At 31.2% G+C, this 14,670-nt stretch carries 11 protein-coding genes; 8 read left to right on the plus strand and 3 right to left on the minus strand.

From position 1 onward, the window contains the following. The first annotated feature begins 62 nt into the window (after nt 1–62). The 3 genes from Q4512_RS11065 to Q4512_RS11075 all read left to right on the plus strand — a co-directional run bounded on the left by Q4512_RS11065 (nt 63) and on the right by Q4512_RS11075 (nt 2,597). Nucleotides 63–632, plus strand: a complete 570-nt coding sequence (locus Q4512_RS11065; RefSeq protein WP_303424408.1) for a Crp/Fnr family transcriptional regulator — start codon at nt 63–65, stop codon at nt 630–632. Nucleotides 633–690: 58 nt separating this feature from the next. After that, nucleotides 691–1,425 (plus strand): acyl-CoA desaturase, encoded by a 735-nt coding sequence (locus Q4512_RS11070; protein ID WP_303424411.1) that lies wholly within the window; start codon nt 691–693, stop codon nt 1,423–1,425. Between the two features lie 407 nt (nt 1,426–1,832). After that, complete coding sequence (locus Q4512_RS11075) at nt 1,833–2,597, plus strand: NYN domain-containing protein (protein ID WP_303424414.1); 765 nt, start codon at nt 1,833–1,835, stop codon at nt 2,595–2,597. A gap of 125 nt (nt 2,598–2,722) precedes the next feature. Here the strand turns inward: Q4512_RS11075 and Q4512_RS11080 are convergent, their stop codons facing one another. Together Q4512_RS11080 and Q4512_RS11085 are read right to left on the minus strand one after the other, a co-directional pair. Next, complete coding sequence (locus Q4512_RS11080; protein WP_303424417.1) at nt 2,723–3,358, minus strand: 3'-5' exonuclease; 636 nt, start codon at nt 3,356–3,358, stop codon at nt 2,723–2,725. Next, nucleotides 3,359–5,269, minus strand: a complete 1,911-nt coding sequence (locus Q4512_RS11085) for a DUF294 nucleotidyltransferase-like domain-containing protein (protein ID WP_303424419.1) — start codon at nt 5,267–5,269, stop codon at nt 3,359–3,361. 120 nt (nt 5,270–5,389) lie between these two features. Between Q4512_RS11085 and Q4512_RS11090 the strand changes: the two genes are divergently transcribed. Next, on the plus strand, nt 5,390–6,448 hold the full coding sequence (locus Q4512_RS11090) for a proline iminopeptidase-family hydrolase (protein ID WP_303424421.1): 1,059 nt from the start codon (nt 5,390–5,392) through the stop codon (nt 6,446–6,448). Nucleotides 6,449–6,509: 61 nt separating this feature from the next. Here Q4512_RS11090 and Q4512_RS11095 read toward each other — a convergent pair whose 3' ends face one another. Continuing rightward, nucleotides 6,510–7,724: a multidrug effflux MFS transporter gene (locus Q4512_RS11095; RefSeq protein WP_303424422.1), complete on the minus strand. Its 1,215-nt coding sequence runs from the start codon at nt 7,722–7,724 to the stop codon at nt 6,510–6,512. A 62-nt stretch (nt 7,725–7,786) separates the two neighbouring features. On the opposite strand from Q4512_RS11095, the gene Q4512_RS11100 reads away from it, so the two are divergent. From Q4512_RS11100 to Q4512_RS11115, 4 genes are all read left to right on the plus strand, one after another. After that, nucleotides 7,787–8,233 (plus strand): DinB family protein, encoded by a 447-nt coding sequence (locus tag Q4512_RS11100; RefSeq protein WP_303424424.1) that lies wholly within the window; start codon nt 7,787–7,789, stop codon nt 8,231–8,233. Nucleotides 8,234–8,334: 101 nt separating this feature from the next. Then, the gene (locus Q4512_RS11105; RefSeq protein WP_303424426.1) at nt 8,335–9,936 is read left to right on the plus strand and encodes a hypothetical protein; all 1,602 of its coding nucleotides are present in this window, start codon (nt 8,335–8,337) and stop codon (nt 9,934–9,936) included. A gap of 106 nt (nt 9,937–10,042) precedes the next feature. Next, nucleotides 10,043–12,628 carry a hypothetical protein gene (locus tag Q4512_RS11110; protein WP_303424428.1) on the plus strand — a complete coding sequence of 862 codons (2,586 nt, stop codon included), beginning with the start codon at nt 10,043–10,045 and terminating at the stop codon, nt 12,626–12,628. A 262-nt stretch (nt 12,629–12,890) separates the two neighbouring features. Further along, entirely contained in the window at nt 12,891–14,660 is a 1,770-nt protein-coding gene (locus tag Q4512_RS11115) for an ABC transporter ATP-binding protein (protein ID WP_303424430.1), read from the plus strand. Nucleotides 14,661–14,670: the final 10 nt, after the last annotated feature.

The raw sequence follows: 14,670 nt of genomic DNA on the forward strand, positions 1-14,670 counted from the left end.
TAAGGTTTTCATTTAAACTATAAAATTAAATAACGTTCTTTGCTACACACAAAAAATAGTGCATGAATTTTAGAGAGTATATTGAAAAAACGGTTCCAGTTTCCGATGCAGATTGGCAATTGTTTTCCTCAAAATTAGAAAACAGAGTCTTTAAAAAAAAGACGAAACTTTTAGAAGTTGGTGCAACCGAAAACTACATCTCATTTATAGAAAAAGGAATCGCACGTTTTTTAATTCCTAAAGAAGAAAAAGAAAAAGAAATCACCTTCGGGTTTTGTTTTAAAAACGAATTCATAAGTGCCTACGATTCTTTTCTAACCAGAACCCCTTCCTTATACCAAATAGAAGCTTTAAGTAATATGTCTGTTTGGAGTATTTCATATGCAGACCTCCAAGAAGTATACGAAAAAACAGCAATCGGAAATCTAATTGGGAGGCTTTCCTCAGAACGTTTGTTTCTTATAAAATCTAAAAGAGAACAATCCCTTTTAAACGAAACAGCAAAAGAACGTTACCTTAATTTATTTACCGAAAGACCAAACCTAATAAAAGAAATTCCGTTAAAATATGTCGCCTCCTATATTGGTGTAACACCACAAGCATTAAGCCGAATTAGAAAACAAATTTCTTAACCTAGATTCATTTTAATTGGCATCCAGTATGCAGACCTTTGTGTATTAAGCAAACACTATGGCAATTCTTATATTTATTATTATTTTATGGTATACCGGTTTATTTTTTCAAACCTTTTTCTTGCATCGTTATGCAGCACACCAAACCTTTACCATGTCTAAATTTGCCGAAAAAGTATGTTTCTTTTTAACTTGGGTATTTCAAGGCTCTAATTATTTAAGCGCTTATGGTTATGGCGTTATGCATAGAATGCATCATGCTTATGCAGATACCGAAAAAGATCCTCACTCTCCAAAATACGACGCTAATGTATTTGCAATGATGTGGAGAACAAAAAACATATACCAAGACATTAACCAAAAACGAATTGACGTAGCAGATAAGTTTACTAAAAACGTACCACAATGGCAAAGCTTCGATGCCTTTGCAAGCTCCAGAATATCTAGAGTCGTTTGGGCAGCAGCATACACCATATTTTTTATCGCATTTGCAACCGCTTGGTGGCAATGGTTATTATTACCAGTTGCTTTTTTAATGGCACCAATTCATGGCGTAATAATTAACTGGTTTGCACACATTTATGGCTACCGAAATTTTAAAGTAAGCGACACTTCAAAAAACCTACTACCATTCGATTTTTTAATGATGGGAGAAGGCTACCACAATAATCACCACACACACAGCGGACGCGCAAATTTTGGCGTAAAATGGCACGAAATAGACGTTACATACTGTATTATGGTGGTTTTAGATAAACTACATTGTATTAAGCTTAATAAAACAAAAGCATAATTTAGTACTACCTAAAGCAAAATAAAAACGTTTTAAACTTGGGCATTACCCTTTTCCGCAAAGCTACAAAGCGTCGTGCTTTTCGTTATATCTTTTGCAAAAAAGCAAAAGGATGCCACTACAATCACTAATGCAAAAAGCAACCAAAAAAAGTTGCTTTTTTAGTACCATTAAAAATCTTGTTTTTACGAAGCATTACGTATTCAGTTTTTAAAAAGATGTTATATTTAAACACTCCCTTAAACAATAATATAGTACATAATAGATCTGTTAAACCCCATGGCTTAACGGAATAAGAAATTACAAGTAACGCACATAATGTATTTTAATTATAATAAACCTAGTTATTAAAGTGGTTTTATGTTATAATGCCATTATCTTTATACACAATTATTTAAAACAAAAAAATGACAGACATAAAACTTGCAGTACTTATTGATGGCGATAATATACCATCCGCCTATGTAAAAGAAATGATGGAGGAGATTGCAAAATATGGAAATCCAACCATTAAACGTATTTATGGCGATTGGACCAAGCCACATCTTTCTAAATGGAAAAATATGCTGTTAGAAAATGCCATTACGCCAATCCAGCAATATGGATATACAACAGGTAAAAATGCTACAGATTCTGCTATGATTATTGATGCTATGGATATTTTGTACTCGCAAAAAGTAGATGGTTTTTGTTTGGTGTCTAGCGATAGCGATTTTACTCGTCTTGCTACTCGATTACGAGAAGCAGGAATGCAAGTATATGGTATTGGCGAAAAGAAAACACCGAATCCTTTTATTGTAGCTTGCGATAAATTTATTTATATCGAAATTCTTAAAAATCAAGCAGAAGAAAGCGATAGTAGTTCTACCGAAAAAGAAACAAACAAACAAAACAAGTTAGATGCCATAACTCAAAAAGAAATTAAATTTATTGCAGCAACTATAGACGATGTTGCAGACGATGATGGTTGGGCATTTTTAGGTGATGTTGGAAGTTTATTACAAAAAAAACAACCAAATTTCGATTCTAGAAATTATGGGTTTCAAAAATTAACCCCTTTAATTAAATCGATAAAAAATTTCGAAATCGAACGTCGCGAAGATGCTAGAGGACGAATGAAATTGATTTATGTAAAAATAAAAGAGGTAAAGGCTAAAGGCAAGAAACGTTAAGTGTTAAACATAAAACAAGAAATATAAAAGATACAATTTGGTGCTTTATTCAGTATGTAAGTATCGTATAAAGTAAAAGGGATTATTAATAACAGGTTGGCATGTTAAACACATAATGTATATCCTTAATAATCACGTAAGGTTAAATTTCTATTTTTCTTTTTTTTCAATAAAGCAGATAGTTTTAAAAATAACATAGCGGTTAAGTATGCATCACCAGAAGCTGTATGCCTATCGTGCATAGTAATATTATAAGTAGTACATAGCTGGTCTAAGCTATAGTGTTTGTTGTCTTTTACGTATTTGGTTTTTTTATAAAGTTGTCCTGTGTCTACTAGTTTGTTTTTAAGCTTAGGCAATTGCATACGTTGTAATGCTTGGTTAATCATAGCAACATCGAAAGCAATATGGTGTGCAACTAAAACTGCGCCTTCAATATGTTTTAAAAACAGTTTAATGGCCTCGGTTTCTTTTATTTTGGTGATATTACCAGCTTTTAAAATACCATGTATCTCTACCGTTTTTGCATTAAAATGGTCTTGTTTTAAGTAGCACTCTAAGCTATCTGCAACATGAATAGTAAAATCTTGAACAGTAATGGTTCCTATGGAAAGAATATAATCTTCTTTCGTATTTAGCCCTGTAGTTTCGGTGTCAAATACTACAAATCGTGTAGCTTCTAAAGGTTTTTTTTTACCTTTAAAACTTTCCGCGTAAGCGTTATAAAAATCTGGATATGTTTTACGTTTAAACCAATGCATCTATAATAATTGAGAGAGTTTAAAGCGTGTTTTTAATGCTTCCTGAATATTTTTTATAGGCTTAAAACAGCCTTTAAGTTTTAATCGATCTGCTTTACTTAAATGATTAACATTTATAAAGCGACCAGAATCTTTATTTTTTAATCCTTGTTGTGTTCTAAATCGTAATAATATTCTAAAAGCACTAATACACGATTCGTATAAATCTTTGTTTTGCGGTTCTATTTCTGCTAGCTTTTTATAACGCTCAATTGTGCTATTGACTCCCTTAATATTTTGCGATAAAATGAATAGTCTAGCAGCATCTACCAGAGGCATAATGGCTCTTGCTTTGATATCGAATTGGTCTTTATGTTCTCCAGAATCTTCCACAAGAAAGTTTCTAAAAAAACTTAAAGGCGCAGGGTTTTTTAAAGCATTTCGACCCATGAAATTTAAAAATATCTCGTAACTGCTTATAGCTTCAAAAATACTGGTAGACATTTCATCTACCAGTTCCTGATTTCCGTAAACCATATCATAATCGAAAAAGATATTGCATAACAGTATTGTATCTTCATCTGGATGTGTAATCCAACTTTTAAATTGTGCTTTCCAATCGGCAAGAGATAAACACCATTTAGCATTGCTTGCCATCATGTTTGCTGGGCATAGCTCGAAACCAACTGTGTTTAGTTTGTTGTTAATGGCTAGGGATAGTTTGATAAAATAAGTGTTCACTTTGTCTTTGGTATCTTCATCGGTAACATCTTCAAATACCAAGGCATTGTCTTGATCTGTGAGTAGTAATTGTTCTTTTCTACCTTGACTACCAATAGCTAACCAAGCAAAGCTAACTGGCGGTTCTTGGTTCATTTCAGAAATACTTATAGTAATAATACGTTTAGTAATAGCTTCGTTTATCGCAGAAATAATATTTGCAATAAATGAAATTGGTATGTGTTGTTCTATATAATTTGTTAGTAGTTCTTGCGCTTTTTCTCTTATGTATTTTAGTGTTTCTGCTGTAGTTGCTCGCTTTATTTCTTTAATTAAAACCGAAGGATTGTTACCATGTATAACAATAATATCATGTTCGGATAAAATACCAATAAGTTCTGAGTTTGGCGAACCATTTTTGGTGATGCATAAATGCGAAATATCGTTTTTTAGCATCGCTATTTGTGCTTCGGCAACGGTTATGCTTTGTGGAAACGTAATAACAGGGAAGGACATAATGTTTTCTACTTCTTCTGTAATTGCATGTAAACCTGTTGCAATTTTATTACGTAAATCTTTATCTGTTATAATACCAATTGGTTGTTTGTTTTTTGTAATAACAATAGAACCAACTTTGTTTTTACTCATAACTAAAGCCGCTTCTTTAATAATAGTATGTGCTTTGCAAATAATTGGGTTTTTAGAGAAGTTAGCCGATTGAACTTCGGTAAAACTAGTACTATTGGTTTGCAAAAAGTCTTCGTTGGCAAATAGCGTTCCTTTATCTTCTTCCGAATACGGATTTCTTGTATTGGTAGCAAAACTTGCAATTAAAAACTGATTGGCTTTGGGGTTGGTAATTATAATATCCTCTAACACTTTAGAAGACATACTGTATACAATACTTTCTTCAATTGCTTTGGCATCTAGTAAATATGAATCTTTTCTAATTAAAGCACGCAATCCAAAAATATCTCCTTCGTCACATTCATCTACCAAACTAGACCCTCTATAAATGCCAATAGCACCATCTTTTACCACATAAAACGAATCGTGCAAATGCTCATTTTGCTTAAATATAAAATCCTCTTTTTCAAGATAAATTACTTTTACTTGTGAAGCTATAGTAAAGAGTTGCTCGTAAGTTAATGCATCAAAAGGAGGGAAGCTTTTTAAGAAATCTAAAATACGTTCTGCAATAGTATTCTTCATTGTACTAAGTTATAGAAAATCATTCATTAATAACTTGATAATTATCATATTGTTGGTAAAATGTTATAGCTAATAATTAGTAATAATTTAAGTAACTTCGTGTTCTAATTATTCCATTATATGAAAACTAAACTACTTGTAATCGTTTTATCCTTGTTATTGTGTTTTAATTGTAAAGAAGAAAATACTCCTATAGTTGAAGCTGTTGGCATACATTCTTCTGCAGTAACTTATTTACAACCTAATACTGAAGATCAATTTCTTGGCGGGATTAAAATGATACCAATTACAACACCAAAAGGAGATTTTAAAGTGTGGACTAAGCGTGTTGGAAATAATCCTACAATGAAAGTGCTATTATTACATGGAGGCCCAGGAATGACACACGAAATTTACGAGTGTTTTGATGGCTACTTTCCACAAGAAAATATTGAATATTATTATTATGATCAATTAGGATCTTATTACAGCGATCAACCAAAAGATTTAAGCCTTTGGGATTTAGATCGCTTTGTAGAAGAAGTAGAACAAGTACGAATCGCTTTAGGTTTAAATAAAGATAATTTTTATCTTTATGGACAATCTTGGGGCGGTATTTTAGGCATGCAATATGCATTAAAATATCAAGAAAATTTAAAAGGATTAATTATCTCTAATATGGTTGCTTCTATACCAGATTATCAAAAATATTCTGACGAAGTTTTGGCTCCTAAGCTAGATCCAGAAGTTTTAAAAGAGATTATGAGTTTTGAAGAAAAAGAAGATTATGAGAATACACGTTATTTAGATTTAATAGTAAAAAACTATTATACCAAACACGTAATTAGAATGCCTGTTGAAGAATGGCCAGAACCGATAAATAGAAGTTTTAAACATTTAAATCCAGATGTGTATATCACCATGCAAGGACCAAGTGAATTTGGAATAAAAGGGGACGCAACTCTTAAAAATTGGAATGTTAAAGATAGATTGAAAGAAATTAAAACACCAACATTAACTATTGGTGCAACACATGACACTATGGACCCAGAACATATGAAATGGATTTCTACAGAAGTACAAAATGGACAATTTTTATTGTGTCCTAATGGAAGCCATCTCTCGCAATTTGATGATCAAAAAGTATTTTTTAAAGGATTGATAAACTTTATAAAAGAGGTAGATTCAGGTGCTTTTTAAAGAAGATTAAGATGTTTTTTGTAGTGTTTTAAGATTTAGAAATAAGAAGAACGAAAAGAAATTAAGCTTGTATTTCTTCTCTTTTATGAATTACCCGCATTCGAATAAAGATTAAAAAGGAAAGGGAACCAAATACCGTAAACCCAATAAATAGAGGTAAAGCAGTATCGTGAATAAAACTACCAATAAAATTAGCAATTGGCACAGCCATTATAGTAGAAACAAAACCTGTAATAGCAGCTCCAATTCCTGCAATATGCCCAATAGGTTCCATCGCAATGGCTCTTAAATTTCCAAAAATAAAGCCAATGGTAAAGAATTGTATGGCCATAAAAACTAAAATGATTGCTAAAGAAGGATTTGTAGTTGCATTCCAAAATAAGGAAACATATAATAAAGCGTTTACACTAAATACTATAATAGCAAAATACGATAAACGCCACATACCTAAACGCATAACAAAGCTACCATTTAAAAAAGTAGATAAACCAACACCTGCTGCTAATCCAGCAAAAATGTAAGGAAACTCTTCAATTAAACCATATTGCGTTTCAAAAATAACCTGAGAAGCACTTAAGTAGACAATAAAAGCCCCAGAGATAAAACCAGAAATCACAGTAAAACCCATTGTTTCTTTATGTTTTATTAACTCTCTTAAACCATCTAAAAAAACATGCCTGCTAAATTTGATTTTATATTCTGGTTTAAGTGTTTCTGGTTGTCTTTTCCAAAACCAAATACTAACTAAAAAAGCCATGATTAATTGCACATAAAAAATGCCTTTCCAATCATAATGATTAAGAATAAATTTCCCCATTACAGGAGCGATCACTGGAACTAAAATAAAGAAAGTAGTTACAAAAGACATAATTTTAGCCATGTAATCTCCTTTGTACATATCTCTAATCACAGCAATTGCAATTGTTCTAGGAGCAGCTAAACCAATACCTTGAAGTATTCTTCCTAATACCATGACTTCTAAACTATGCGATAGTACACAAACAATACTACCAATAGTAAAGATAGAAAACCCAATATAAACGATTGGTTTTCTTCCAAAACTATCCGATAATGGCCCAAATAATAATTGTCCAAATCCTAAACCTAAGAAAATCATAGTAATTAGTAATTGGTTGTTATTGCTATCCAGACTGTTAATAGAAATGCCAATAGAAGTCATTGCTGGTAAAATTGCATCAATTGCTAATGCTACAATCGACATTAAAGATGCCATTAAACATATGAATTCTAATTTTACAGATTGGTTTTCTTGCATCCTGCAAAAGTAAGCCAATTATTAGCTATTTTTGGGTTTCCAATCTTAATAAAATCTTAATTATGTTAATAGAAACTTTAAGTAAACTTTTCAATAGAGATTTAAACGCAATTATAGCAGAAATAAATGCATATACCAACGAAAGTAACTTATGGAAAGTAGAAGGTGATGTTAAAAATTCTGCAGGCAATTTATGTCTTCATCTGGTAGGAAATTTAAACACTTTTATAGGCGATTCATTAGGTAATTCAGGATATATAAGACAACGAGAATTAGAGTTTTCACTTAAAGATATTCCTAAAACAGAATTAATTAAACAAATTCAAGATACTATTCTGGTTGTTAAGCATACGTTGAAAAATCTAACAGAAGCCGATTTACAAAAAGAATATAGACGTCGGGTTTTTGAAGATACCATGACGACCGAATATTTTTTAGTACATCTTACCATGCACCTCTCCTATCATTTAGGGCAAATAAATTATCACAGACGTTTGTTAGATCAATAATTATAAAAGATTACTGTTTTAATTAAAAACATACAACTTTTATTAGAATGAAAATATCATATTATTTTTACATTTACACTTTCATTAAATAAAGTATAAATATGTTTAATAGCTACCCAAAAGGTATCGTTTTTACTTTCGTATTATTTTTTAGCTTTTTTAGTTTATTTGCACAATCTAATAAAACTGAGTTTATAAAGTTTATAGATTCGGCAGCTAGTTATATAGATGAAAACAAAAAATTAGCAAATGTTTATTTAGATTCTATTCCGAAACCTATTGATAAAAATATTGAAGGTCGTTTGGCTGAATATTATCAGTTAAAAGGAATTATTAATGATGATTTTGATGAGCAAACATTAGTGTTTCAAAATTTCATGCAAGCTTTAAAGTATGCTAAAATTGAAGCGGATTATGACATTGCAGGAATGAGTAGTTTAGAACTTTTTTATAATATTCATTTAGTAAAACAAGATTCTGTTTTAGCATTAAAATATTTAAATGAAGCTGAAAAGTATTATTCTCTTTCAAACAATACTAACGGTTTAGCGGAGGTAAAACAAATGACCGCTTATATGGCTCTAAATAATAAAAACTATTTTAAGAGCAACGCAATAATTTTTAAAGATTTAGAGTACTATAAAAGTATAGAAGACGATGCATATTACTATATGTATGCATTATTTATGTTAACCACTAATTACACTAATTTGGGCGATATAGATAATGCCCACAAATATTTTAATCATTTAAAAAAATTAAAAAAGAATAAAACAATACCAAAGTCACTCTATAATAAACATGAGGTTACCTTGTATGGAGCTATTGCTAATTTTTATTTTAAAAAAAATAATATAGATTCATTACAAGTTTATTTACAAAAATTTGGATCCTTGCGAAAAGCAATGAATGATCACGATACCCGAAATTATTTTAGATTAAATTTCGATTATTATGATCGTATTAAAGATTTTGATACCAGAAATGCTTTTAATGATTCTTTACGAGATTTTGAAGCTCTACAAATGAATAAAGTTCTAGATGCAAGTATTCAAATTAATAATGAATTAATAGATTCCGAAAATCTCTTGCTTAAAGAAACCAAAAAAAAATATTTAAATAGAAATTTGTTTATCGCTGCATTACTGGTTTTACTTTTTTTAGCTGGATTTGTAAGTATGCGTTATAAAAAAATAAAACAGTCTTTTAAAGAGTTTAATAAAAGAGATAAAGAATTTGTGTTTTTAAAAAAGAACCATGAAAAACTTCAAGTAAAAGTTCATGGTTTAGAAGATTATATTACTGAAGTAAAAAAGGAAGTAAAAAATATTGCTGTTTTAAATAATCAATTAGAACAACGAAATAGAATAAAAGAACTTTATAAAAAAATTCATCATAACTCCTCCACTATATTAGCCAAAGGAGAAAGCCATTTAGAATTAATTAATGATCTAAATGTTTCCTTTTTCTCAAAAATTAATGTGTTGCATCCAGAGTTAAATTCATCCGAGCAAATAATATGTTATTATCTTTTTACGGGTTTCAAAAATAAAGAAATTGCAGCTTTTTTAAATACTTCAACGCGAGCTGTAGAGAGTAAAAGATACCGAATTACCAAAAAAATAGATGGTATAACCAACAGTGTTTCACTTGTGGATTATATTAATAAAGTATTTGAAGAATCAAAGCAGAACAACACTTAACAAGCTATTTTATGAATGCGTAGTTATTGCGTAGTTTAAAACTATGATACTAAAATAGAATATGTGGATTTTTGTAGATATATAATTTATAAATCTACTTTTAAAAATGAAAAAAATCTACTTAGTAACATTGTTGCTTTCATATGTAATGATGTTTTCACAATCCGATTCGAAATTTCAATCGAAAATAGATTGGACAAAAATGAATAATAACGAAGGAGTTACCTTTTATCAAGTACAAGAAAATTTTAATACTTATTGGAAAGGTAAATCACCAGAAAGAGGAAAAGGATATAAACCTTTTAAGCGTTGGGAAGATTATATGACACCAAGAGTATATCCTTCTGGAGATATGTCATTACCTACTACAACCTACGATAATTATTTGAAATGGCAATTAGCAAAAGCGAATCCATTTAATAGATCTTCTACTACAGTAACAAGTAACTGGACTCAACTTGGACCAATAGGTGCCGCAAACGGACCTTTGCCTTATACAGGTACTGGAGCTGGGCGAGTAAATTTTGTGCGTTTCGACCCAACAAATGCAAATAACATGTATGTTGGAGCTCCAGATGGTGGTTTATGGAATTCTACAGATGGAGGTACAACTTGGACCACAAATACAGATTTCTTAGCGGTTATTGGATGTTCAGATTTAGCAATAGATCCTACCAATACACAAATAATGTATTTAGCAACTGGAGATATTGAAGGTAATAGAAATAGTTTAGGGATTTTAAAATCTGAAGACGGAGGTGTAACATGGAATACTACATCTCTTGTTTTTGATCCTGCATCATACGAGGAGAAACTTTCTAAATTATTGATGGATCCAAATGATCCTTTAAAAATGATTGTAGCCTCAAGCTATGGTGCTTATTATACCACAGATGGTTGGGATACCTATTATAGTAGTACTTTTAGTAGTGGTACTCCAGTATTAAAGGATATGGAATTTAAACCAGGATTATTAAATGCTGGAACTGTGTATGCTTCTGGTACAGAATTTTATAAATCAACAGATTTTGGAGCAACTTGGTCATTAGCTGGTAATGGCTTACCAACTTCTAATGTTTCTCGAATAGCTTTGGCTGTAACTCCTGGAAATGACTCTTATGTGTATGCGGTAATTGGTAAAGATAGCGATCAATCTTATATGGGTACGTATCGTTCTACAGATAGTGGAAATAATTTTACTACCATGTCTACAACACCAAACCTATTAGGATATGATTTTGATGGCTCCGATTCTGGTGGACAAGCATTTTATGATTTAGCAATTGTAGCTTCTCCTACAGCACCAAATACGATTACAGTAGGTGGTGTTAACCATTGGCAATCTACAGATGGTGGTGTAAATTGGTCAAATAAATCGGTTTGGAATTCCGGAGAGATTCATGCAGATGTTCATGAGCTTGTATATAAACCAGGTAGTTCTTCAATAATGTATTCGAGTAATGATGGTGGCTTTTATATTTCTACCGATAATGGGGATCAATGGACAGATATTAGCGGTAATTTAGCCATTGGTCAAGTTGTTAAATTGGGATTGTCTAGTAACAACCCTTTCGGTATTGTTGCTGGTGAGCAAGATAATGGGACTATTTTAAACGATGTTTCATTAAATGATTGGTATGGTATCAATGGAGGTGATGGAGGTGAATGTTTTATCGATTATACAGATGATAATATTATTTATGTGCAATATGTAGAAGGCAAATATAGTCGTGTTGAATATCCTGCCGAAACAAATACACCAATTCAGTCAGGACTTCCAACTGGTATAGATTTTTATAGTCCTTTTAAAATGGATCCAGTAAATCACTTGAAACTTTATTCTGGTGGTACACCAACGTTATACACATCTGTAGATCAAGGTAACAATTGGTCGGCTCTAGGAACATCTCCAGGTACTGGTAGTATTACAGATTTTGTAGTTGCACCAAGTGATCCAACGGTTATTTATACGGTACAAATGGATGCTATTTCTAAATCAACAAATTCAGGAGGATCATTTACAGATATTACAGGTACATTACCAACTACTGTTGCATTTTCAAGTATAACTGTTTCTAATATAGATGCAAATAAAGTTTGGGTAACATATTCTGGTTATGATAGTGTAAATAAAGTATTTAAATCTACCGATGGAGGTGTAACATGGACTAATATTTCTGCAGGACTGCCAAACGTACCAATAAATACGCTGGTTTTTAGAAATGCTGGTATTGCAGATGAAATTTATGTAGGAGCAGATATTGGTGTCTTTATTATTAATAATAATGTGACTTCATGGCAACCATTTATGACTAATTTACCTAATGCTGCTGTTAGAGATTTAGAAATTTTTTATCCAACCAATAAATTAAGAGCAGGAACCTATGGTAGAGGTGTTTGGGAGTCTGATCTTAATACTCAAACTTTAGGTATTGAAGAAATTATTAATGTTAATAGTAATAGTGCAGTACTTATTTCTAGTGATGAAAATGAACAATTACAAATAAAGTCTTCTTTACATAATATAGATAAAGTAGTAATTTATGATGTTTTAGGAAAAAGAATATTTAAAAAAGAAGGAATAAATGCTACAATATTTAAAGATAATTCTATTACAAAAAGTCAGCGTGTTCTATTTGTTAGAACTTCTCTTTCTGATGGTTCTATTTCAATTAACAAAGTTTTATTTTAATTTTTAGCAGCGTTTAGTAATTAATGATATTTGAATTCCATATAAATTGAATTAAGAAAAAATTACAGGAAGTACTTATAGAGTAGTTCGTAAATTAAATGTTAAGGAAAAAAGAGCCGCGAAAGTGGCTCTTTCTTTTATTATAAGAGGTTGTAAATAGGAAATACAACTTGTGCCATAGTATTAAATTAACAAAACATTTGTTCTTACACTAAAGCCTATTAGGTTTTCAAACGTATCTTTGCTAGATATAATAATAGACATGCAACATTTAAAAACTCCAGACTCTAAAGATAAATCTAAGTCAAAAGTAACCCTAAAACAGGCGTTTAAAACCATTATTTGGCCTAGGCGTAAATTGGTGTTTATTGGTTTGGTATTAATTGTAATTAAAAGTATTTCTGGTTTAATACTGCCTTGGCAAAGTAAAGTATTGTTAGATGATGTAGTCCCAAGTGGAAACACAAGTAAATTATGGACCTTAATTCTAATTGTAATTTGTGCAATAACAGTGCAAGCAATTACTTCTTTTTTACTTACTAAAATTTTGAGTGTGCAAGCGCAATATTTAATTTCTGAGTTACGTGCACAAGTACAAAAAAAAGTGCTTTCTCTACCAATTCGTTTTTTCGATAATACCAAGTCTGGTGCATTGGTTTCTCGAATAATGACCGATGTGGAAGGAGTTAGAAACCTCATTGGTACAGGTTTAGTACAATTAGTAGGAGGAACATTTACAGCAATTATTTCACTAATTATCTTAATTAAACTAAATCCATGGATGACACTTTTTGTGTTTATTCCGTTATCTATTTTCGGAGTAATTGCATTAAAAGCATTCAAATATATAAGACCAATTTTTAGAACTAGAGGTAAAATTAATGCAGAAGTTACTGGTAGATTAACCGAAACTTTAGCAGGAGTTCGTGTAATTAAAGCATTTAATGCAGAAGAACAAGAAAACATAGCTTTCGAAAAAGGAGTAGATAGATTATATCAAAATGTAAAAAAGAGTTTAACAGCTACTGCTTTAATGACAAGTTCTTCTACATTTTTAATAGGAGTGGCAACTACGGGAATTATGGGTATTGGTGGTTATTATATGATTCAAAATGAAATGACTACTGGAGATTTTCTGTTTTTTACTTTAGTTCTAGGATTTATGATTGCACCAATTATTCAAATGAGTAATATTGGAAGTCAATTAACCGAAGCCTTAGCTGGTTTAGATAGAACAGAAGAGCTAATGAATATGCCAGCTGAAGCGGATGACGAAAACAGAACCATAGAACTACAAACAGTAAAAGGAGACATTGCATTTAATAAGGTTAATTTTTCTTATGAAGCAGGTAAACCTGTATTACACAATATAGATTTTAATGCACCTTCTGGTTCGGTAATTGCCTTGGTTGGTAGTTCCGGATCTGGAAAATCTACCATCGCTGGATTATCTGCAACTTTTTTAAATCCAGAATCTGGTCAAATTACAATTGATGGTCAAGATCTTTCTAAAGTAAAATTAAATAGCTTCCGAAAACATTTAGGTGTTGTTTTGCAAGATGAGTTTTTATTTGAAGGAAGCATTAGAGAAAATATTATGTTTCCTAGGCCAAATGCTTCCGAAGCACAAGTACAAGCAGCAATAAAAGCAGCGTATGTAAATGAATTTACAGATAGATTCGAGGATGGTTTAGAAACTTTAATTGGTGAAAGAGGAGTGAAGCTATCTGGAGGTCAAAGACAGCGAATAGCCATTGCAAGAGCTATTTTGGCAGATCCTAAAATTATTATTCTAGACGAAGCTACTTCTAATTTAGATACAGAAAGTGAAGCACTAATTCAAAAGAGTTTATCGCAATTAACTAAAAATAGAACGACTATAGTAATTGCACATAGATTGAGTACGATTCGTAAAGCGGATCAAATTCTAGTTATTGAAAATGGTGAAATTGCTGAACGTGGTACTCATGATACATTAATTGCTTCACAAGGAAGATACTTTGAACTGTATACATATCAGGCAAAAATTTAAAGTAAATAGT

Source organism: Oceanihabitans sp. 2_MG-2023 (assembly GCF_030547245.1).
Taxonomy (GTDB): domain Bacteria; phylum Bacteroidota; class Bacteroidia; order Flavobacteriales; family Flavobacteriaceae; genus Oceanihabitans.